This window comes from Streptomyces djakartensis (assembly GCF_014651075.1).
GTDB lineage: Bacteria > Actinomycetota > Actinomycetes > Streptomycetales > Streptomycetaceae > Streptomyces > Streptomyces djakartensis.
Map to the genome: position 1 here is coordinate 266,820 of NZ_BMWE01000004.1, position 20,333 is coordinate 287,152.

Consider the following 20,333-nt stretch of genomic DNA (forward strand, 5'->3'; position numbering starts at 1 on the left):
TCATCGTCAACTCCCGTACTGCTAGGCTGATTCGACTTATCGACAAGCGTCAGCCGCACTGAAGCATCAGGCACCCCCTGACGGGAGACAGCAGCACGTGGACACCACCGGACCACGCACGGCCGAAAGCCTTGCCGCACGCTTCCACGACGTCGACTCGTCCGGCGTCCCCGAGGACTTCATCGCCTATCTGCGGAAGATGGAGGAGAGCGAGAGCGGCCGCGCAGTGCGGGAGGCCACCTACCGCGCCCTGGAGACTGCCGAGGGCAAGGGAACGGACATCGGGTGCGGCGCCGGCCGCGCTGTCGCGGATCTCGTACGGCTCGGAAAGGACGCCGTGGGGGTCGACAGCAGCCAGGCCATGGTCGACGCGGCCCTTGCCAGGTTCCCGCACTGTCGCGTCGTCAGGGGCAGCGCCTTCGAGCTGCCGTTCGAGGATGGTGAACTGTCGTGGTACCGGTCCGAGCGGACCTTCCTCCACTTTGGCGATCCCGCCGAGGCGCTGTCCGAGGCCCGCAGGGTGCTGAGGCCGGGCGGGACAATCGTTCTCGCGGACCCTGATCTCGGGTCGATGGTGGTGAGTTCACGGATCCCGGAGACGACCGACGCGGTCAAGGACGCGTTCTGCTCAGCCGTCCCGAATCCCCACGCCGGCACCCGCAACGCCTACCACCTCGCCGACGCGGGATTCACCGGCATCGAGGTCGTTCCCGTCATGGCTGCCCTGAACGACCATGCGTCCGCGTTCGACGTGGTACTGGAGCCGGCCCTGACGGCGGCTCTCACCCAAGGGGCCGTCAGCGAGGAGGCGGCTGCGCGGTGGAAGGACGACCTGAGCGATCTCTCTCGCCGGAACGCCTTCACCGCGACGGCGGCCTTCTTCGTCACCACGGCCCGCCTGGCGTCGTAGGGTCGGAGCTGTTCGGTCGGGAGTGCATGCGAGGCCGGTTTAGCTCGATCGTGGGATGGTCGGCTCCTGGGCTTGCGGTGGCATGGGCCCCCGTTCGGGTTGGCGTGGTCGTGCGACCTGGGACACCGGGTATGGCGTCAGTGTGCGGGGCCCCTGCTCCACCAGAGGATGGTTCAGGACCTCCCGGGCCCTGACCACGCACAGGATGCGTGTCGCTGCCTCGGGGTCGAGTACGCCGGTGACCAGCTCGCCAAGACCGTTCGGGGCGCGCCGCTGAACGGACTCACCCCGCTCAGCACCACGACCGGGTCAGCGCGGCCTGCGAGAAACTGGCCGAGGCCGGGAACCACCCGGCACCGAATCGCCGTATGGCAGCCCACCTTGCGTCTCTGCTGCCCCGACGGCGGGCCGGAGAGGGGGACCAGCCCCCTCCCCACCAGCCCTGCTGGCCCAGGGCCTTACGCGCCATCACCGGCAATGGCAAGCCTGGACGGACAAGGACCCACCCTTCGAGCTCGAGGCCCTGATCGACGCGGTCACCACCGGACACGGCATTGACCTATACCGCCGAATTCAGCGAACTACCGGTGGTCAGCTGAGTGGAGCTGAAGCCGCTCCCGGAGCAGGTTCTTGCGCACCTTGCCGGTCTCGTTGCGCGGCAGTTCGGGCAGGAGTTCCAGGCGGGACGGCATGCACCATGCGCTCATGCCGAGCCCGCCGAGCCAGTCGCGCAGGCCTTCGAGGGTGGGCGTCCGCTCCCCCGCGACGACGACCGCGCAGGCGAGCTCGCCGCCGTGGCCGTCCGGGTAGCCAACCAGGGCGACATCCCGTACGTCGGGGTGGTCCAGCAGTGCCGACTCGACGTCACTGACCGGGATCATGATGACGCCGATCCGGTCCTCGGCACGGCCGTGCAGCCGGATGCCACCGTGGCCGTCCGGTGCCGCGAGGTCACCGGTGTCGTACCAGCCGTCGTCGTGCTCGGCCAGCACGGTCAGTCGACCGTCGTCCCGGCCCCAGGTGGCCAGGCACAGCGAAGGGCTGCGGACGAAGAGACGCCCGGGCTGGTCGTCGCTGATCGGGTGGTCGGCCCGCAGGTCGATCTCGTGGCCGGGGGCGGGGCGCCCGACGGTGCGTCCAGCCAGGTCCGGGTGTTCTCCGGAGCGGGTGAAGACATTGGCGCCCTCGGTCATGCCCCACCCCACGTCCAGCGGGATTCCGAAGGTCTCGGTCACCCGCCTGAACAGGGGCTGCGGGACCGTCGTGCCTCCCGCGCGGATGATCCGCACGGTGGGCAGCCGCAGCGAGGTGCGTTCCATCGCGTCGATCAGGGCGGAGAGGAAGACGGGGACGATGACCATCCAGCTGACGTGGGCCTCGGCCAGGAAGGGAATGACGGCCTCCGGATCCCAGAGGTCCGTGATGACCACGCAGGCCCCGCGGTGCAGCGGCATGAAGAGCCCCATGGTGAGGCCGACGATGTGCGTCGCCGCGTTCGGTGAGTAGACGCGGCTGTCGGGGCCGATGCCGTCGGCGGTTGCGACGGGGGCGTACCAGGCGTAGCAGGTGTTCATGGTGTGCAGCACGGCCTTCGGTTCGCCCGAGGTGCCGGAGGTGAACAGCACCAGGGAGACCCGGTCCGGGCCCACGACGGACGCATCCGGCAGGGTGCCGTGCTCCGTGTGCTCGAAGTACTCGCGGAAGTCGAGTTCCTCGTCCGCGGTCTTCTCGCCGAGCACCACACGGTGGCGCAGTGCGGGCAGCCGGGGAGCCATCTCGGCCAGCGCCGCGGCGTGCTCGAAGTTGTCCCACCGATCGATGGTCACGCAGACGACGGCATCCAGCCGACGGAGCATCCGCTCCAGCTCACGGGGGCGGAACGCGCACATGATCGGCGCGGCGACGGCCCCGAGCCGGGCGCAGGCCAGTACCAGCGGTCCGGCCTGCCAGACGTTCGGCAACTGCATCGCGACGACCTGACCGCTACGCACCCCAAGCGCGTGCAGCGCGCCGGCGAAGCGGTCCACGTACTCGGCGTACTGCGCGTAGCTCAGCCGCACGATGCCCCGGCCGGCCTCCGACGCGATAACGGCGGGGGCGTCGGGGGTCTCGGCACGCCACCGCGCCAGGTCGTCCAGGATGCTGTCGGCGCGCCAGAGGTCCTCCTTGCGGTACCGCTCCACGGTGGTGGCGGATGGGCGCAACGTGGGAATCGGGTTCACAATTTCCCCTTCTAATAGGATGAATTTGTATTCTTGTCCCGTTTTGTTCCGCCGGGGCAGCCCCTAGTGCCCCAGTCCGGCGCCTCCGTCGACCGGGATCACCGCGCCGCGCACGTAACCCGCGCCGACAAGGAACACCACCGCGTCCGCTACCTCGTCGGGATGGGCCGGACGTCCGGCCGGGGTCAGGTCGAGCAGCCTCTGGCGCTGCTCATCGGTGAGGGCGTGGCTCATGTCGGTCTCGGTCAGGCCGGGGGCCACCACGTTGCAGGTGATGTCGCGAGGGCCGAGTTCGTGGGTCAGGGACCGTGCGAAACCGACCAGCCCCGCCTTCGCCGCCGCGTAGTTGGTCTGCCCGGCGGCGCCGTGCAGTGCCGCCGTGGAGGAGATCAGCACGATACGGCCGTGGCCCTGCCCGAGCATTCCGCGCATCGCGCGCCGGGCCACCCGGAAGGCGCCCGTGAGGTTGGTGTCGACGACGGAGGTGAAGTCCTCCTCGCTCATCCGCAGGAGCAGTCGGTCCAGGGTGATACCCGCGTTCGCGACCAGGACGGTGACCGGGCCGTGGGCCGCCTCGGCCTCCTTGAAGGCCTGCTCCACCTGTCCGGCGTCCGTCACGTCGCACCGTACGGCGAGGAGGTTCGCGTCGGCGGGTGGCCCATCCCCGCGGTAGGTCACCGCGACCCGGTCTCCCGCCGCCGCGAAACGGCGGGCTATGGCCAGCCCGATGCCCCTGTTCCCGCCGGTCACGAAGACCGAGCGGGCTGCTTCCTGTTCCCTCGTGCCTGCCATTGCAGTCCCTTTCCCGTTCACTGTCGACGCCCCGTGCGCACAGCCCCACGACGGCTGTGACCGCCCCGGCGAAGGCGGCCGCCGACGCCTGTTTCCCGGTCCTGCTCACGGTGGTCATCGCATGCTTTCGTCGTCCGGGGTGACGCCGGGGCCGCCGTATGCGCGCAGGGCCCGGTCGACGAGTGCGTCGGCCGCGCCCGTGTAGCCGGCCGGGTCGAGGAGCTGCGCCAACCGGACGGGGGTGAACCGGGCCGAGAGTTCGGGGTGTTCGCGGAGCACCTCGGCGAGCGGGCGTCCGGTGGCGGACGCCTCGGCCGTGGCGGCGGTCAGCAGCGTCTTCGCCCGTGCCTTGCCGAGCGCCGGGGCGAGCGCCACCGTCAGCCGTTCGGTCGACCGGTGCTGGTGGACCGTCACCTCCTCGGGCGCGGTGCGCAGCAGATGCCGGAACACCCACTCCAGGTAGTGGCCGTGTAACGCACGGGTCGGGTAGGAGTCCGGGCCGAGCCGGCGTGCCTCGTCCAGGACCTGGAGCGGGTAGCGGCCGGTGTTGTCCCGCTCGATCATGCGCGCCCATGGGTACAGGCTGGGCCCCGGCACCGACGGCCCCGCGCAGTCCACGCTGTCATCGGTGAACAGGGTCACCTGGGAGGCGACCGTGTTCATCAGCAGCTCGCCCGGCTGGCCGGTGCGCCACACCGCGCCCGGACCGGGCGGGTACGGGTCGACGAGGTGGACCGCGACCGGCCGGGCGGTGCCCGCGGCGTTGGCGCAGATCCGCTCCAGGACGGACAGCCCGCGCGGACCGACGCCGATCACACAGACGGCGAGGGTGTCGCCGGGTGCGGTCATTCCTCGCCCAGCCCGTCGCGCCAGCTCGGGTGCAGCGGCTTCCAGCCCAGTGCCGTGCGGGCCCGGTCGTTGGCCGCGCCGTGCGCCGCGGTGAGCTGATGGGCCATGAACCAGCCGAGCAGCCGGGGTGCGAGGTCCGCCGGGATCGTGCGCGGGGGCGGGGCGCCGAGCGTGTGGGCGTAGTGCGGCAGCCACTGGGCGGCCGGGGCCGGGTCGTCGTCCGTCACGTGGAAGACGCCGGTCGCCTCGGACTCCACGGCCGCTACGGCCGCCTGCACCGCGTCGTCCACGTGCAGGAACGACGTGATCCCGGCGCCGTCCCCGGGCAGCGGGAGCTGTCCGGCCAGCACCGCCTGGGCGCCCCCGCCGTCCCGGGCGTACGAGGTGCCGGGGCCGTACAGCGTGCCGTACCGCAGGACCGCCCCCGCCAGGCCGCTGTCCGACACCAGCCGCTCCAGCTCGGCGACGGCCCCCACGGTGGCCGCCCAGCCGGGGTCGGGGGCGTCCACGTACAGCGGGGCGTCCTCGTCGAGGACCGGCTGCCCGGCCGGGGCGGCGGCGAAGGCGATGGACTGCGCGACCAGCCGCCGCGCGCCGGCCGCGCGGGCCGCCTCGATGAGGTGGGCGGTGCCCTCGGTACGCAGCCGCGCGGTCAGGGCGAAGGCCGCCACAGGGTCCTCGCCCAGCAGCCGCAGCGCCGTCATCTGGTGGACGACCACCTCGGGCCGGGCGGCCGACACCGCCGCCAGCACTGCCTCACGGTCGAGGGCGTCGGCGACCACGACCTCGACCGCCTCCGGGACCCGCTGCCGCGACTCCTGGCGTACCAGCGCGCTCACCTCGTGGCCCCGCGCCCGCAGCGCGCCCACCAGCGGATGTCCGATCACGCCGGTTGCCCCGGCGACCAGCACACGCATACGTCAGCCCTCCCCACCGGCGGTCAGCGGCGTGGCGACCCGCATCAGCAGACGGCACGCCTTGTCGCCGTCCCGCAGGCAGCTCTCGGCCCTGTTCTCCGTGAGGGTCACGCCGAGCCCCTCCGACCAGCCCTCGTGGATGTCCGTGCAGGGGCAGCGGTAGCCCTCCAGCGAGCCGGCCATCCGCACCATCGTGACGGCGAAGCTGCGCTTCAGGGTGAGCACGATCAGGTCGTCGTCCTCGACCTCGGTGGAGGCGTTGCGCAGCTCCGGCGGGAACATCCGGTCGCCGCAGTCGTCGTAGCGGCGGCGCAGTTCCTCCAGGTCCTTGCGGGTGTCACCGGTGTCGGGGAGCGGACCGGCCAGGCGGCCGACGCGCTGCGCGACGTGCAGGGCGATCTTGCGCAGTGCCTCGGCGTTGATCTCGTTGGCGGCATCCTGCCCGAACCGCGCGACCACTCCCTGGTACCAGTTGGCGTCGTGCTGCCACCACAGCCGGTACGCCTCACTCGCCCGGGCGCGGTGGTTCACGCCGTCGCCATCCGCTGTACTCGTGCTCATGCGTGCTGCTCCTCGGCGGCGAACCTGTCGCGCATCACTCGTTTGAGAACCTTGCCGGTGGCGCCCTTGGCCACGTCGTCGGGCTTCATGCGCAGGGCCCGGTGCACCGGGGGGTGTCCGGCTGCCGTCAGCACGGAGTTGACGCGTTCGGTCCACGCCTCGTCGTCGCCGGCACCCTCTTCGTCGGTGACCTGGAGCAGCGCGTACGCCTCGCCCTCTCCGTCGCCGTCCCAGTCCGCCCGTACGCCGTCCGGGGCGATGCCGACGACCGTGCAGTCGGCCAGCTCGGGCAGCTCGGCGAGCAGGAGTTCCTCGGTGCGGGTACTGAAGACGATGCCGGCCCGGGTGCGGACGGCGTCCGGCGCGCGGTCGAGGTGGTAGAAGTAGCCGTCCTCGTCCTGGTGGGCGAGGTCCCCGGTGAGCCAGTAGCCGCCGAGCCGCATCCGGTTCCAGGTCAGCGAGTCGTTCCAATAACCGGGCGTGAGCGTCGGGGACTTCAGACCGAGGCGGCCGATCTGCCCGGGCGGCAGCGGGATGCCGTCCTCCGAGAGTACGGCGGCCTCGGCGAAGCTGATCGGTCTGCCGATGCAGCGCGAGTAGGCGTCGGTGTCCTTGGTGTGCCGGTTGTGGAAGACGGAGTAGCCGGCCTCCGACGAGCCGAGCCCGTCCACGAAGACCGAGCCGTCGACCCGTACGCGGCGCAGGTCGGGGCCGATCTTCTGGTGGCTGCCGTGCGCCACCAGGGCGCGGATGTGCGCCTCGTGCGCCGCGTCCCCGGTGTTGAACCACACCTGCACGCTCGACAGATCACGTCTCGTCAGGTCCTCGGCGGCCATCTCGCCGAACGTCCCGGCGAAGGCCAGCACCGTGGTCGGCCGGAACTCCTCGATGGCGTCCAGCACATCGGTGCCGCGCTGGCTGGACAGGAGCTTGATGTCGGTGCGCAACAGCAGGCAGTACAGCAGCGTCGCCACCATGGCGTTGTGCGCGCCCGGCAACCCCACCAGGGTGCGCTCCATGTCGGTCCCGGTGGAGTAGCGCAGCCGGTGCAACTGGGCGTACATCAGGGTCCGGTGGGTGTGCGGTACACCCTTGGGCATGCCGGTGGTGCCGGAGGAGTGCGAGATGAGCACCGGGTCGGTCGGGTCGTGCCGGTACGGGTACGACGGCGGTAGCGACGCGCGGTGCTCCGGCCGGATGTCGGCCGCGGTGACGTGGAAGCCGAGCCCGGCGTCCGCGAGCACCTCGCGATGAGCCTCGTCCGTGAACGCGCCGACCGCGCCCTGACGGCGTACGTACTCCCGGGCGGTCTCGGGGGCCAGATTGCCGTTCACGAACGACGGGATCGCGCCGAGGGACGTCAGCGCCAGGAAGTTCACCGCGAACTCGGCGCTGGAGTACGAGTGGAGGGCGACCGGGTCGCGGGGCCGTACACCGTGGGCGGCGTACCAGCCCACGTACGTCTCGACCGCCTCGCACAGCTCGCCGAAGGTCAGCACCTCGGGGTGGCTGCCGTCGGGAGCCCGCCAGGTGCCGTCCGTGCGCAGTGCGGGTTCGTCGAGCGGGCGGCCGTACGCCCTCAGGCGCGCCAGGATGTTGCCGGCGCCCAGTTCGGTGTCGGAGCAGATCCGCGCCCGCTCCTGCTTACTGATGAGCATGGGTCTCCGTCTCGTCGGCGGTGTCGGCGGTGTCAGCGGTATCAGTGGTGAGGAGATACGCGGCGGGGCCCGGCAGGAGCAGGCTCCCGCCGTCCCGCAGCAGCCGTCGGTGGGCGGCGGCCAGGTCGAACAGGCCCTGGATGCCGCCGGGGCGGTCGACGGCCTCTACGTCGGTGCCGGTGTCGCTGTCGGTGCCGGGAGTTTCGGCTGACCGGATCGTCGCCGGTGCCCCGGCGCCCGGGCGGCACAGCAGCGCCGCGGCCGCCAGACCGGCGGACGCGGGGAGGTCAGGTACCGGGCTGCCGTCGTCGGCGGTCAGTTCCCGGTGGATGGCGGCCAGCCGTTCGCTGCCGCCCAACTCCACGCCCAGCACCAGGACGCGGTCCAGCTCCGGATCCTCCAGCAGGAGATCCGCCATGGCCAGCAGCTCGGTCACCGGGTCGTCGAAGGTGGAGATGCTGAACATCTGCCCGGTGATGCCGAACTCCCGGCTGGTGTGGCCCAGTACGGAGTTGGGCGTGGCCTGCATGAACAACAGCGGGTTGTGGACCTTGCCGGAGACCATCCGCCGGCTGGCCAGGTCGGCGGTGGTGGTGTCGCCCAGCAGACTGGCCAGTGCCACGGCGGTGCGTGAGCAGTCACCGGGCCGTTCGGTCAGGCACCGGCTGCTCACCTCGTACGCCAGCGGGCTGAACGCGGACTCCACGAAGCCGGGCAGCCTCGGCAGCGGGATGTCGTCGTCCCGGCCGGTGCCATGGGTGGCCGTCGCCGTGGCGAGGATGCCGAGAGGGGCCCGGAGCGGGGACTTGTCGCTGGTCGTCATGGCCGCTCCAGGACGAGTGCGGTGTTGGCGCCGCCGAACGCGGCGTTGAGGGTGAGTGCCCGGCGCAGGTCGGCCCGGCGTGGCCGGTTCGGCACGTAGTCGAGGTCGCACTCCGGGTCCGGCGCGGTGAACCCGGCGGTCGGCGGCAGGACGCCGTCCGTCAGGGCCAGCAGTGTGATCACGAACTCCACGACGCCGGCCGCCTCCAGGAGGTGGCCGGTGGTGCTCTTGGTGGAGCTGACCGGTATCGACTCCGCCCGGTCCGGGAAGGCGGCGCGCAGTCCGCGGGTCTCGGCGCCGTCGTTGTACTTGGTGCCGGTGCCATGGGCGTTGACGTAGTCGAGGGCCGCCCCGTGCGGATCGCCGGCCAGCCGCATCGCCTGCCGCGCCGCCCGCGCCAGCCCCGCCCCCTCGGGGTGCGGCTGGGCGATGTGGTGGGCGTCCGTGGCCGCGCCCCAGCCCACCACCGACGCCAGCGGCCGGGCACCCCGGCGCCGGCTGTGCTCGGCGGACTCCAGCACGACGACCGCCACCCCGTCGCCCAGCAGCAGCCCGCTGCGGTCGGCGCTGAACGGGCGCACCATGCCGTCCTTGGACAGCGCCCGCCCGGAGTCGAACTTCCCGAAGGTCTCCTCCTCCACCAGGTAGCCGCCGCCGCAGACCGCCACGTCGGCCCGCCCGGAGGAGATCAGCCGGCAGCCGTGGATGATCGCGGCGGCGGAGGCGACGCAGGCGTTGGTGAAGGTCAGCCGCGGCCCGGTCAACCCGAGCCATGCGGCGAGCAGTTCGGCGAGCTGGGCGGGTACGGCATCGGCGGCCCGGTCGGCCGCGGCGCCCGCGCCGGTACCGCCCGCGTCCGTGCCGGCCTCGCCGTCACCGCGCCAGTACCGCGTGACGCTCGTGTGGTCGCCCGCGACGCCCAGCAGGACGGCTGCCCGGGTGCCCGGGCCGAGCCCCGCCATGTCGAGGGCCTGCGTACCGCACTCGGCGAGCGCGTGGCGCAGTGCCCAGTCCTCGACCGCGTCGGGGCCCTCGGGGGCGGCGGCCGCCATCGGCGTACGGTACGGACCGGTGTCGAACCGGGAGGTGGGCGCGAACGCGGGGACTCCCTCGAAGACCCCGCGCCGCACCGCGTCGGCGCCGCTGCCGAACGCGGTGCGTACCCCGAATCCGGTCACCGTGACCTCACCGCTACCGCTCATCGCGGCCGCCCTCCTCGACGGAACGCAGGTACGCGGTGAGCCGCCGCAGTGAGGTGAGCCCGGAGATCTCCTCGTCGCTGGGCTCCACGACCAGGCCGTGGCGCTCCTCGATCACATGCAGGAGCCACACCAGCCCGAGCGAGTCCAGGACCAGTTCGGCGTCCTCGTCGAGGTCGTCGGGCAGGCCGGGGAAGATGTTGCGGTCCGACAGCAGTTCGCGGACGGAGTCGGTGGTGAAGGTGGCCGTGCTCATGCCTTCACTCACGCCTTCGCACCGCGACGGATCACCTCGGCGACGAGTCCGCCGAGGGTCAGGGAGGCCAGCGGCTCGATGTCGGTGTCCGGTATCTCCACGCCGAACCGCGACTCCAGCCGCATCGTCAGCTCGATCAGGCTCAGTGAGTCCACTTCCAGCCCGCCGACGGTCATCGGGCTGTCGTCCGTGATGCCGTCGCGGCTCAGCAGGACGTTCATCTCGTCGATGACCGCGGTCAGGACGAACTCGCGGATCTCGTCTTCCAGGGTCGACGTGCTCATGATCGGTGTCTCCAGAGAATGATTTCGGTGAGGGGGTCGAGCGACCAGGGGTGGGGGAACCGCGCGGTACCCGGCTCACACAGCGGAGTGCGTACGCAGCACCGCCGCCTGGCGCAGCAACTTCCCGTTGGACGTGCGGGGCAGGGTCTCCAGCACCCGGATCAGCCGTGGCAGCTTGTAGTCGGCCAGCCGTTCCCGGCACCACCGCAGCAGTTCGGCCTCGGACGGCTGCTCGGCCTCGTCGGCCACCGCGACGTACGCCTCGGTCACGCCCTCGTGGACCAGGACCGCCTGCTGGACCGCCGGATGCTCGCGGAGCACGTTCTCGACCTCGGACAGGTCCACCTTGAGGCCGCCGATCACGACGAGGGAGTCGGCGCGGCCGTGCACCAGCACCGTCCCCGAGGCGTCGACCGTGGCCCGGTCCCGGGTGTGCAGCCAGCCGTCCTCGTACTGGGTGCCGCCGGAGTCGAAGAGGTACGGCGACTCGTCGAGGGCGACGTCCAGTTCGCCCCGGTGCTCCCGTACCACCACACCCGGTGCGGCCGGGCCGACCGCCGGCCGCAGGGTGCCGCCGGCGTCCATGGCGACGACGCCGGTCTCCGTGGTGCCGTAGGACTCGCCGACCGCGATCCCGTACCGCTGCGCGAACCGCGCCGCGACCTGCGGGGGCATCAGCTCGCCGCCCGACACCGCGACGCGAAGCTCGGGCAGCGCGGGGGGATCGGAGGCGGCGGCGAGCAGTTCGTAGTGCATGGGCACCCCGAACAGGGTGGTGACGCGGTGCTCCACGGCGGTCCGCAGGATGTCGCGGGCGGAGATCCGCGGGGCGAAGACGATCTGGACACCGGCCGCGAGCGAGTGCAGCAGCCCGGCGATCAGACCGAAGCTGTGCGCCGTCGAGCTGAGCAGCAGCAGCCGGTCGCCCGCCGCGGGCATGCCCGGAACGCGGGTGAACCGGTCCACCTCGGCGGCGAGGGAGCGGGCGGTTCTGCCGATCACTTTCGGCCGCCCGGTGGAGCCCGAGCTGAACTGGACCAGCCGGTGGCCGGTGCCGGCCGGGCGGCCACCGCCGAGGCACTCGGTGACGACCTCGTACTCGGACCGGAAACCGAATGTCGCCTGGACGTTGACGCCCGCGCTGACCATGAACTGCGGTCGGCAGGTGGCACAGAGCGCCTTCACCTCGGCCGGTTTGAGCCGGAAGTCGAAGAGCAGCACCTGGGCGCCGAGCTGCCACAGCGCGAGCAGCACCTCGACCTGGGTGAAGCTCGGCGGTGTCCGCAGTCCCACGGTGCTGCCCGCGCCGATGCCGTACCCGGCGAAGACCGCGGCCTGCTTGGCCACCCGTTCCCGCAACTCGCCCCGGGTGAGAAGCTCCTGGCGGTGGGCCAGGTAGGGGAGTGCGTGGTCGTGCGCGTCGAAGAGTCGTCGGACGAGGCCGGTCATGCCGTCGTCGGGCCCGTCCGCCGTGAGCTGCGCCGCGAGTTCGCGCATGGGGCTCAGACCTCCTTGCAGAACTCGCCGATGGGCAGGCCGACATGGCGCTTGTCGGTGGCCAGATAGCCGAGCAGCTCGTCACCCGGCTGGAGTTCGGTGACGTTGAGGACCTTGCCGCCCGGGCCGAGCACCCGTACGTGCCAGTCGTCCTGCACGGTCAGGCTGACCAGACGGCCGTCCTCGGCGTGGGTGCGGATCTCCAGCAGCGGCCGGGACTCCAGCTTGGCGCGGCCGACCACCACCCGCCGGGTGCGCCCGTTGGCTCCGACGGCCAGCAGGGTGGTGCCGGAGCCGACCTCGCTGAGGTAGTTGGTGCGGTTGTCGGGTCCGAGCGTGTACGAGTGCAGGGCACCGGCGTTGACCCGGAACGGCCTGGTCGGCATGTACGGCAGCGGGTGGGTCTCGCTGCAGCACAGCACGAACCCGGAGGAGTAGGAGCCGACGAGGATGCCCTCGTCCTCCTCGAAGTGCGAGCAGGTGTCCACGCAGACCCGGTCGCCGAGCCCCACGTGCCGGATGCTCTCCACGGTCAGCGTGGACAGCTCCAGCTGGGGGGTGGTGGCCTCCAGCAGCCGCGCCAGCGCGAACACCTCGTCCGCACTGCGGGGCGTGAAGAGAATGCCGTCGGAGCCGCGTTCGAGCACGTCGAAGACGATCGCCGCCTCCTCCAGGCCGTCCACGACGGTCACCAGTTTGCCCTCGGCCGACTCGGCCGCGGCGAGCACGATCTCCAGCGGGATCTTGGTCGGGTCGGCGAAGTGGATGACGGTGTACGGCAGCACCATGGCCCCCGAGCAGGACAGCTGCAGGGTGCGGTCGTCCCGTACGTCGACGAAGCCGGCCACGGGGGTGCCGGTGCGATGGTCGGCGGCGAGGGCGTCCAGCTCGTCCTGGGTGGTGAACTTCCGCAGGAGGACGTCGTGTCCGGTGGCGGGCTTGGTCTCCTTCGAGGGCTCCTCGGCTGCCTTGTCCCCCGTGTCCTTGTCCTTGCCGGGGGCGGTCTTCTTCGCCGCGGGGTTTGCGGGCACCAGCACCCGCGTGACCGTCGGTGGCAGGGTTCCGAGCAGCTCCGCGTCGGCGGAAACCACGCCGGTCATCCTGGCGTGCACGGCCGCGTCCACGACGGCTTGGACCTGCTGTCGGGGGACTTCACGGAGATCGATCCAAGCGAACCTCATGCGACACCTGCCACGATCGTCGAGTAGTCGGTGGGGGAGTTCGTGCTCATGTCCGTGGCGCTGCCCGCGTCCTGGGACCGGCCGTGCACGACGGCGGCGAGCCGGGACACCAGCGCACAGGGGGAGGGGGCCGAGAAGATCCGGCGGCCGATGGCCAGCCCCCGGCAGCCGGCGCCCATCACCGCGGCGCCGTACGCCACGAGGTCGGAGCCGTCCGGCGGACCGCCGGCCGCGAGGATCGGGATGGGGCTGCCCGCCACCACCTCGGCCATCCGCTCCAGCGGCAGCGCGACGGAGGTCTTCACCATGTCCGCGCCCAGGTCCGCGGCCACATTGGCCAGATGCGCGAGAAGGGCCGGGTCGTGCGGGTCCGCGATCCGAGGGCCGCGGGGGTAGACCATCGCGATCAGCGGCATGCCCCACGCGTCGCAGGAACGTGCCACCGCCCCAAGATCGGCCAGCTGCTGGGCCTCGGTGTCCGAGCCGATGTTGACGTGGACGCTCACCGCGTCCGCACCGAGCCGCAGCGCCTCCTCGACGTCGGCGACCAGCACCTTCGCGTGCACGTCGGCGGAGTGGGCGGTGCTGGCGCTCAGGTGCACCACCAAGGCGCAGCTCTTGAGGATGTCAGGGGCGAAGCCGCGGGCACGCCCCTTGTGGACGATGATCCCGTCGGCACCGCCGTCCACCAGCGCGCGCACCAGGTCGTCCCACCGGTCGGCGGGAACGATCGGGCCGTCCGAAACGCTGTGGTCGAGCGGCACGAGGAGATGCCGGCCGTCTCCGGCCAGCGAAAGTCTCCTCAAGCGAAATAGCTTGCCGTTTTTCAGCATGGGTAATACGCCTCCCCCCTCCGTGGATCCTTCCAATGTCCGGTGTCCGAAAGTCGATGGTCGTAGAACTTTCAACATCCTTCGATCTCAGCATTCCGCGCGCGATCAGCCGTTGGCAAGGTGTAGCGAAGGGTGAATATTCATGCCAGGAAATGCATAGATCATTGACGGCGGGTTGACGGGTAGCAGGGGTTGACGCCCTGGAGGATGCATGTTCGGGGCACTTCTATGCATTGGATCGATCTGCCCGAACTCATGACCACATTAGGTGTTTCGTGGCTGGTAACGCGTGTAAATAGATGATCCCGTCGTCCGGCTTTTCGGACAGCGTGGCTCGCCTGTCGAATTCCTTGTCGAAATCGAATTCCTGGGCTTAGGGTGCTTCCCGCTCCCCACCAGAACCCGGACCACACGGGCCGGGCGTATCGGAATGGATTCCCCATGCCCGAATTGCCGTCCCTGCCTCGATTGTTCAGTAAGCGTTCAGAAGGTCGGTGGTGCGTCCGTCTCCTGACGATGTGACAGCTGCGGGGTGGGTGCGGCAAGATCCGGGTTCGAGCGGTACCAGAGGGGAACATCACCGCCCTTCGTGCTGCCTCCTGCAGTGCGTCATCCTTCCGACAGCACGCTGGACTCCTCAAGGCCGCACTGCAGAGGCATCGCTACTCGCGGGCAGGCACATGCGAACCAAGGACGACCACCTCACCGAGCTCTACGGGCTCCCCGCCTTCACGTTCCCCGAGGAGCGGGACGCGGCCGGCGTCGTGCTGCCCGAGGCCGACGCCGTGGCCTGGCGGATCGGATACGAGCGAGTGACTTCCGGCGAGGGGTGGAAGGACACCTTCGAGCGGCTGTGCGCCGCCGTGGACAGCGCGCGCGTCCGCGCGCTGATCGTCGGCATCTGGGGAGACCCGGAGGACACCGAACCCGACGAGGTCATGGAGGCGTTCCTGGGCGCGCGGGACCGGCTGACCGGGCTGCGATCCCTCTATTTCGGAGACATCACCGACGAGGAGTGCCGGATCTCCCGGATCGGCCAGACCGACGTCACGCCGCTGCTCGCGAGCTATCCGGCCCTGGAGGACTTCTCGGTCCGGGCCGGCGAGTCCTACGACATGGAAGGGCTGCACCCGCTGAGGTTCCCCCGCATACGCCACGACGCGCTACGCAGGCTCGTCGTCGAGAGCGCGGGGCTGCGCGGCCACGTCCTGCGCGGGGTGGGCGAGAGCGAGCTGCCCGCGCTGGAGCATCTCGAACTGTGGCTGGGGGCGCGCGAGGACGGGGGCGACGGCGAGATCGCCGACCTCGCGGGGATCCTGTCCGGAAACCGGCTGCCGCGGCTGCGGAGCCTCGCCCTGCGTAACAGCGAGATGCAAGACGAGGTCGCGGCGGCCGTGGGGGCCGCGCCCATCGTCGCCGGCCTCGACGTGCTCGACCTGTCGCTCGGCACACTGACCGATACCGGCGCCGAGGCGCTGCTCGGCGGGCAGCCGCTGACCCATCTCAGGAAGCTCGACCTGCACCACAACTACCTGAGCGAGCCGATGAGACGGCGTGTCCGGGACGCGCTCGAACCGGCCGGCGTCGAAGTCGACCTCGACCCGTCCGACGCCGATGCGGACGAGGACGAGAACGGCGTGCCGGTGCCCAGCATCAGTGTGGGCCCGCTCACTTACTGACCATCCTGCCGGGCGCGCTACCGGCCCGGATCCGTCCAGTACCGCCCCTCTCAGGTATCCGTAAGAGCGCGGTCCCCAACGACGCTCTAATCCTGGCCTCAGGTTGGCCGGGGACAATGAGCGGCAAAAAACATCGACCGGAAGGGGGCGGGCCCGCGTGCGGATCATGATCGCGGATGATGAAGCGGCCATCCGTGAGTCGCTGGAGCGGGTACTCCAGGTCGAGGGTTACGACACCAGCACCGTCGCCAACGGTCTCGCCGTGCTCGACGGGTTCGGTGGGGCCGACGGCGACACGCTGGATCTGCTGATCCTCGACGTGATGATGCCCCGCCTCGGCGGGTTGGAGACCTGCCGGCGGTTGCGGGCCGCGGGCCGGGATCTGCCGGTGCTGATGCTGACCGCCCGTGACCAGGTCTCCGACCGGGTCACGGGGCTGGACGCGGGCGCCGACGACTACCTGCCCAAGCCCTTCGCCACCGAGGAGTTACTGGCCCGGGTGCGGGCCCTGCTACGCCGGCGCACGCCGACCGACGGGGAGTCGCAGATCCTGTCGTTCGCCGACGTCCGGCTCGATCCCGACAGGTTCGAGGCCTGGCGGGGCGAGCGGCCGCTGCGCCTGACCCGGACCGAGTTCTCCCTCCTGCAGGTCCTCATGAGCAACGCGACCCGGGTCCTGACCCGCGACGCGCTGTTCGAGGCGATCTGGGGCTTCGACATGAGCGCCACCGCCAACAACCTCCAGGTATACGTGAGCTACCTGCGCCGCAAGATGGAGGCCGAGGGTGAGCCGCGATTGATCTACACGCTGCGCGGCCTGGGTTACGTGCTGCGGGAGACTCCTCCGTGAGCAGGACCGCCGGCCGGGAGCCGCGCCGGCTGACCCGATGGTGGCGCCGGCGGTCCCTGCGGGCCAGGCTGACGGTGATCGCGGCGACGGCCATCGCGGTCAGCGTGTTCGTGGCCTTCCAGGTGGCCAGCGAACTACTGGACCGGGAGCTGCGGGACACCGCCGAGAATCAGCTGCGCGCCGACTCCCGGGTCCTGGCGACGAACGCGCAGCGCGCCGGTCTGGCGCAGGTCCAGCTACCGCCGTATCCCGGATCCGGTCGGCTGGTGCGGGTCATCCTGCCCGACGGCTCGATCCGGACGCCGGCCGGCCAACCCGCGCTGCCCCCCGTCAGCGAGCACGCCGGGCGCGTGGCGCGGGGCGCGTCGGACGACCTGATGGAGTCGAACGACAGTGACGAGGACGGCTACCTCATCTACACGCTGCGGGCAGGCGACGGCGCGGTCCAGGTGGCCCAGGTCGCCGACGACAGCCCGATCAACCAGTTCGGGTTCGGCATGCTGCTGATCGGGCTGCTCTGCGTGGTCGGCGGCGCCCTTGTCGGGCGGACCGTGGCGCGGACCGGGCTGGCACCGATCGACCGGCTGACCGCCGCCGCGGTACGTGTCGCGCACACTCGGGATCTCGACGCTGACATCCCGGATGAGGGCGGTGGGGAGATCCGGCGGCTGATCCAGTCGATCAACGACATGCTCGCCGCACTCCGGGACTCCCGGCGGGCCCAGCGGCTGCTCGCCGAGGACGCCGCCCACGAGCTCAAGACCCCGCTCACCAGCCTGCGCCTCAACGTCGAGCTGCTGATTCGGCTCGATCGGCGCGGCACCCTGGACAGCGCACTGCCGGCGGAGAGCCGGACCCGGCTGCTCAACGATCTCGGCGCCCAGGTGGCCGAGTTGAGCACCCTTGCCGCCGAGCTGACCGACCTGGCGCGTGGTGACGTCAGCGACGAGACCACCGAGGTGCTCGACCTCGCCGACGTGGTGGTGGCCGCCGCGACCCGCGCGCGTTCCCGCGTGCCCGACATCGAGGTCGCGCTCGACGTGACCTCCGTGTGGGTGAGCGGGCGTCCCGCTGCGCTCCAGCGGGCGGTGCTCAACCTCATCGACAACGCCGGCAAGTGGTCCCCCGAGGATCAGCCGGTCCAGGTCCGGCTCCGTGCCGAGAGCGCGTCGGCGGTGCTCGAGGTCGACGACGCCGGGCCGGGCATCGACGTCGCCGACGTACCGCGGGTGTTCGACCGGTTCTACCGTGCCGACAGCGCCCGGGCGTTGCCGGGATCCGGTCTGGGGCTGTCGATCGTGCAGCGGGTCGTCGACGCCCACGGCGGCCGGGCCACCGTCACCCGCTCCGCACGCGGTGGCGCGCTGCTTCGGGTCGACCTTCCGGCCGCGGCCCCGCCCGACCCGATCCCGCGGCTCACCGCCGGGGAGGACACCGCGGCGTGCTGACCCGCGCTGCGGCGCGGCGCAGGACAAGGGACGGCGGCCCTCGGGCATGGCCCCGCGCGGCTCACCGTCGGGGCAGGACACCGCGATGCGCCGACCCCAGCCCGGCGTGTGGCGCAGGACCACTGGGCGGCGACCGTCGGACCCATGAAGAAATCCGGGACGGGCCTGGGGCCCGTCCCGGATCTCGTCTGTGCCGCCGCGCTCACCGTTGCAGCGCGGGCTCCTCGTCGTCGGCGAGCGGCTGTCGACCGTCCGGCAGCTCCGCCGCCGGACGGGACAGCCGGCTCGGCCACCACATCCGCCGGCCGATCAGCAAGGTGAGGGCGGGCACCAGGACCGACCGCACCAGCAGGGCGTCGAGCAGCACGCCGAAGGCCACCAGGAACCCGACCTCGATCAGCATCACCAGCGGAAGTGTGGCGAGGACCGCGAAGGTGGCCGCCAGGACCAGGCCTGCCGAGGTGATGACGCCGCCGGTGGCCGAGAGGGCTTTGAGCATGCCCTCTCTGGTGCCCAGACGCACGGTCTCCTCCCGGGCCCGGCTGGCCAGGAAGATGTTGTAGTCGACGCCGAGCGCCACCAGGAACAGGAATGCCAGCAGCGGCACCGAATAGTCGACGCCCTCGAACCCGAGGATCGTGTCGAAGACGAACACGCTGCCGCCGAAGGCTGCGGCGAACGAGACGATCACGGTGGCCATCAGGACCAGCGGGGCCAGGATCGCGCGCAGCAGCAGCCCGAGGACGATCAGGACGACGGCGAGCACCAGCGGGATCACCAGCTTCTCGTCGCGGCTGGTGGTCACCTCGGTGTCGAGGTTCTCCGCACTCGGCCCGCCGACGATCGCCTCCGCCCCGCTCACCGCGTGCACGGCGGTGCGCACCCGCACAATCGTGTCGTACTCCGCGACGGTGTCCGGCGCGTCCTTCGGGAACACCGAGATGTTGGCCCAGCCACCGCTGGTCTGCTCCGGGATGGCCAGGGCCACACCGCGCGTGTCCTTGACGATGTCGAGCACCCGCTCCTGGTGCGCCGGCCGCGTGAAGACCGTCATCGGCTGGCCGCCGAGCTCCGGGAAGTGCCGGCGGAGAACGGTGAAGCCGGTGACCGACTCCGGCGCCGACAGGAACTGGTCCTGCTCCCGCAGGGCGCCGGTGTTGCCCGCCAGCCCGAGGGCGAGCACGCCGAGGACTCCGAGCGAGCCGAGCGTCGCCACCCACCGGCGGCGGCTGATGGCGGTGCCGAGCCGTCCCCACAGTCCCGGCTTCTCCTCCACGGCCGTGCTGAACCGCGGGACGGCCGGCCAGAAGATCCGCCTGCCGAGCACCACGAGCACCGCCGGGAACAGTGTCAGCATGGCCACCAGCGCGCACAGGATGCCGGCCGCACCGATCGGGCCCAACCCGCTGGTGCTGTTCAGGTCCGCGACGAGCAGGCAGAGCAGGCCGGCGACCACGGTGGCCGCGGACGCGACGATGGCCGGCGCCGCGCCGCGTAGCGCGTGGACCATCGCGACCCGGACGTTCTCATGGTGGTGCAGTGCCTCCCGATATCGAGCGATGAGCAACAGCGCGTAGTCCGTGCCGACACCGAATACCAGGATCGTCAGCAGCGCCGAGTTCTGGTCGTTGACCACGATGCCGAAGCCCTTGACGAGCAGGTAGACGGTCCCCATCGCGGTCAGCGCGGCCGCGCCGACGGCCACCAGCGGGATGATCCACAACACCGGGCTGCGGTAGGTGAGGATGAGCAGGAGCGTGACGACGACGATGGTGGTGAGGAGGACCTGCACGTCGATGCCGTCGAAGACGGCGTCCATGTCGCCGTCGATCGCGCCCGGGCCGGTCACGTCGAGTTCCAGGCCGGAGGGGCGGTCCTTCGCGGCGTCACGCAACGGGCCGACGATGTCCTCCGGTGCGCCGTAGGCCGTGCTCACCTCGAGGGTGAACATCATCGCCTCGCGGTCGGTGGAGGGGCTCGTCGGTGAGCCCTCGTCGTCCTCGCCGGCCGCCCCGGTCCCCTTCGGCGGGTACCGCTTGGCAAGGGTGTTGTAGTGGCGCTCGACCGTCGCGCGGTCGGCGTCGGTCATGCCTCCGGCACGGTGGTACACGAAGACGAACGTGTTGCTGTCACCATCGGGGAGACGGTCCTCCAGCACCGCCACCTTGGTGGACTCGGCACCGGCCGGCAGGGTGTCCACGGCGCTGTCGGTGGTGACCGAGCTCAACTTTCCGCTCAGCGGCACCATGCCCGCCGCCAGCACCAGCCATAAGCCAATCACCAACCACGGCACCCACCGGCCTGCCAACCGGCCGGCCGGCGCTTCCCCGGACGGCGCTGCGTTGACTGCCATCACTAGCCTCCTACATACGGG

The 20,333-nt window shown here is 71.2% G+C and carries 18 protein-coding genes and 1 pseudogene; 5 read left to right on the forward strand and 14 right to left on the reverse strand.

Going from position 1 to position 20,333, the window contains the following annotated elements:
* The first annotated feature begins 97 nt into the window (after positions 1 to 97).
* A complete protein-coding gene (locus IE212_RS09120) occupies positions 98 to 910 on the forward strand; it encodes a methyltransferase domain-containing protein (protein WP_190197219.1) in 813 nt (270 codons plus the stop codon).
* Between the two features lie 393 nt (positions 911 to 1,303).
* Positions 1,304 to 1,468 (forward strand): annotated as a pseudogene (locus tag IE212_RS35735) (IS701 family transposase); the annotation flags it as partial.
* Between the two features lie 23 nt (positions 1,469 to 1,491).
* On the opposite strand, the gene IE212_RS09125 reads toward IE212_RS35735, so the two are convergent.
* The 13 genes from IE212_RS09125 to IE212_RS09185 form a co-directional block, all read right to left on the reverse strand.
* The gene (locus tag IE212_RS09125; RefSeq protein WP_190197220.1) at positions 1,492 to 3,132 is read right to left on the reverse strand and encodes an AMP-binding protein; all 1,641 of its coding nucleotides are present in this window, start codon (positions 3,130 to 3,132) and stop codon (positions 1,492 to 1,494) included.
* A 63-nt stretch (positions 3,133 to 3,195) separates the two neighbouring features.
* Positions 3,196 to 3,924 (reverse strand): 3-oxoacyl-ACP reductase FabG, encoded by a 729-nt coding sequence (fabG, locus tag IE212_RS09130; RefSeq protein ID WP_190197221.1) that lies wholly within the window; start codon positions 3,922 to 3,924, stop codon positions 3,196 to 3,198.
* A gap of 114 nt (positions 3,925 to 4,038) precedes the next feature.
* Complete coding sequence (locus tag IE212_RS35400) at positions 4,039 to 4,773, reverse strand: FAD/NAD(P)-binding protein (RefSeq protein ID WP_190197222.1); 735 nt, start codon at positions 4,771 to 4,773, stop codon at positions 4,039 to 4,041.
* Positions 4,770 to 5,690 carry a 3-diazoavenalumate denitrifying reductase gene (gene avaA7, locus IE212_RS09140; RefSeq protein WP_190197223.1) on the reverse strand — a complete coding sequence of 307 codons (921 nt, stop codon included), beginning with the start codon at positions 5,688 to 5,690 and terminating at the stop codon, positions 4,770 to 4,772. The genes IE212_RS35400 and avaA7 overlap by 4 nt, the downstream gene beginning before the upstream one ends.
* A gap of 3 nt (positions 5,691 to 5,693) precedes the next feature.
* Positions 5,694 to 6,251 carry a hypothetical protein gene (locus IE212_RS09145; RefSeq protein ID WP_190197224.1) on the reverse strand — a complete coding sequence of 186 codons (558 nt, stop codon included), beginning with the start codon at positions 6,249 to 6,251 and terminating at the stop codon, positions 5,694 to 5,696.
* Complete coding sequence (gene avaA6 / locus IE212_RS09150) at positions 6,248 to 7,909, reverse strand: 3-aminoavenalumate diazotase (protein WP_190197225.1); 1,662 nt, start codon at positions 7,907 to 7,909, stop codon at positions 6,248 to 6,250. Before avaA6 ends, IE212_RS09145 begins: the two co-directional genes overlap by 4 nt.
* A complete protein-coding gene (locus IE212_RS09155) occupies positions 7,896 to 8,732 on the reverse strand; it encodes a hypothetical protein (RefSeq protein ID WP_190197226.1) in 837 nt (278 codons plus the stop codon). Before IE212_RS09155 ends, avaA6 begins: the two co-directional genes overlap by 14 nt.
* On the reverse strand, positions 8,729 to 9,934 hold the full coding sequence (locus tag IE212_RS09160) for a beta-ketoacyl-[acyl-carrier-protein] synthase family protein (protein ID WP_190197227.1): 1,206 nt from the start codon (positions 9,932 to 9,934) through the stop codon (positions 8,729 to 8,731). The genes IE212_RS09155 and IE212_RS09160 overlap by 4 nt, the downstream gene beginning before the upstream one ends.
* On the reverse strand, positions 9,924 to 10,187 hold the full coding sequence (locus tag IE212_RS09165) for an acyl carrier protein (RefSeq protein ID WP_190197228.1): 264 nt from the start codon (positions 10,185 to 10,187) through the stop codon (positions 9,924 to 9,926). Before IE212_RS09165 ends, IE212_RS09160 begins: the two co-directional genes overlap by 11 nt.
* Positions 10,188 to 10,195: 8 nt before the next feature.
* Entirely contained in the window at positions 10,196 to 10,471 is a 276-nt protein-coding gene (locus IE212_RS09170; protein WP_190197229.1) for an acyl carrier protein, read from the reverse strand.
* A gap of 75 nt (positions 10,472 to 10,546) precedes the next feature.
* Positions 10,547 to 11,968, reverse strand: a complete 1,422-nt coding sequence (locus IE212_RS09175) for a class I adenylate-forming enzyme family protein (RefSeq protein WP_229864159.1) — start codon at positions 11,966 to 11,968, stop codon at positions 10,547 to 10,549.
* A gap of 5 nt (positions 11,969 to 11,973) precedes the next feature.
* Entirely contained in the window at positions 11,974 to 13,149 is a 1,176-nt protein-coding gene (locus IE212_RS09180; RefSeq protein ID WP_190197230.1) for a 3-dehydroquinate synthase II family protein, read from the reverse strand.
* Positions 13,146 to 13,982, reverse strand: a complete 837-nt coding sequence (locus IE212_RS09185) for a 2-amino-3,7-dideoxy-D-threo-hept-6-ulosonate synthase (protein ID WP_190197231.1) — start codon at positions 13,980 to 13,982, stop codon at positions 13,146 to 13,148. The genes IE212_RS09180 and IE212_RS09185 overlap by 4 nt, the downstream gene beginning before the upstream one ends.
* 680 nt (positions 13,983 to 14,662) lie before the next feature.
* Here IE212_RS09185 and IE212_RS09190 point away from each other — a divergent pair.
* From IE212_RS09190 to IE212_RS09200, 3 genes are all read left to right on the forward strand, one after another.
* On the forward strand, positions 14,663 to 15,661 hold the full coding sequence (locus tag IE212_RS09190; RefSeq protein WP_190197232.1) for an STM4015 family protein: 999 nt from the start codon (positions 14,663 to 14,665) through the stop codon (positions 15,659 to 15,661).
* Positions 15,662 to 15,818: 157 nt separating this feature from the next.
* The gene (locus tag IE212_RS09195; protein WP_190197233.1) at positions 15,819 to 16,511 is read left to right on the forward strand and encodes a response regulator transcription factor; all 693 of its coding nucleotides are present in this window, start codon (positions 15,819 to 15,821) and stop codon (positions 16,509 to 16,511) included.
* Complete coding sequence (locus tag IE212_RS09200; RefSeq protein ID WP_190197234.1) at positions 16,508 to 17,959, forward strand: HAMP domain-containing sensor histidine kinase; 1,452 nt, start codon at positions 16,508 to 16,510, stop codon at positions 17,957 to 17,959. The genes IE212_RS09195 and IE212_RS09200 overlap by 4 nt, the downstream gene beginning before the upstream one ends.
* 202 nt (positions 17,960 to 18,161) lie before the next feature.
* Here the strand turns inward: IE212_RS09200 and IE212_RS09205 are convergent, their stop codons facing one another.
* Positions 18,162 to 20,312: an MMPL family transporter gene (locus IE212_RS09205; protein WP_190197235.1), complete on the reverse strand. Its 2,151-nt coding sequence runs from the start codon at positions 20,310 to 20,312 to the stop codon at positions 18,162 to 18,164.
* Positions 20,313 to 20,333: the final 21 nt, after the last annotated feature.

Excerpts from the sequence above, each read along its gene's own strand:
- IE212_RS09170 (WP_190197229.1), bottom strand. The coding sequence starts at position 10,471 with ATGAGCACGTCGACCCTGGAAGACGAGATCCGCGAGTTCGTCCTGACC.
- fabG (WP_190197221.1), bottom strand. The coding sequence starts at position 3,924 with ATGGCAGGCACGAGGGAACAGGAAGCAGCCCGCTCGGTCTTCGTGACC.
- IE212_RS09185 (WP_190197231.1), bottom strand. The coding sequence starts at position 13,982 with ATGCTGAAAAACGGCAAGCTATTTCGCTTGAGGAGACTTTCGCTGGCC.
- IE212_RS09190 (WP_190197232.1), top strand. The coding sequence starts at position 14,663 with ATGCGAACCAAGGACGACCACCTCACCGAGCTCTACGGGCTCCCCGCC.
- IE212_RS09155 (WP_190197226.1), bottom strand. The coding sequence starts at position 8,732 with ATGACGACCAGCGACAAGTCCCCGCTCCGGGCCCCTCTCGGCATCCTC.
- IE212_RS09160 (WP_190197227.1), bottom strand. The coding sequence starts at position 9,934 with ATGAGCGGTAGCGGTGAGGTCACGGTGACCGGATTCGGGGTACGCACC.
- IE212_RS09145 (WP_190197224.1), bottom strand. The coding sequence starts at position 6,251 with ATGAGCACGAGTACAGCGGATGGCGACGGCGTGAACCACCGCGCCCGG.
- IE212_RS35400 (WP_190197222.1), bottom strand. The coding sequence starts at position 4,773 with ATGACCGCACCCGGCGACACCCTCGCCGTCTGTGTGATCGGCGTCGGT.
- IE212_RS09165 (WP_190197228.1), bottom strand. The coding sequence starts at position 10,187 with ATGAGCACGGCCACCTTCACCACCGACTCCGTCCGCGAACTGCTGTCG.
- IE212_RS09175 (WP_229864159.1), bottom strand. The coding sequence starts at position 11,968 with ATGCGCGAACTCGCGGCGCAGCTCACGGCGGACGGGCCCGACGACGGC.
- avaA6 (WP_190197225.1), bottom strand. The coding sequence starts at position 7,909 with ATGCTCATCAGTAAGCAGGAGCGGGCGCGGATCTGCTCCGACACCGAA.
- avaA7 (WP_190197223.1), bottom strand. The coding sequence starts at position 5,690 with ATGCGTGTGCTGGTCGCCGGGGCAACCGGCGTGATCGGACATCCGCTG.
- IE212_RS09205 (WP_190197235.1), bottom strand. The coding sequence starts at position 20,312 with ATGGCAGTCAACGCAGCGCCGTCCGGGGAAGCGCCGGCCGGCCGGTTG.
- IE212_RS09180 (WP_190197230.1), bottom strand. The coding sequence starts at position 13,149 with ATGAGGTTCGCTTGGATCGATCTCCGTGAAGTCCCCCGACAGCAGGTC.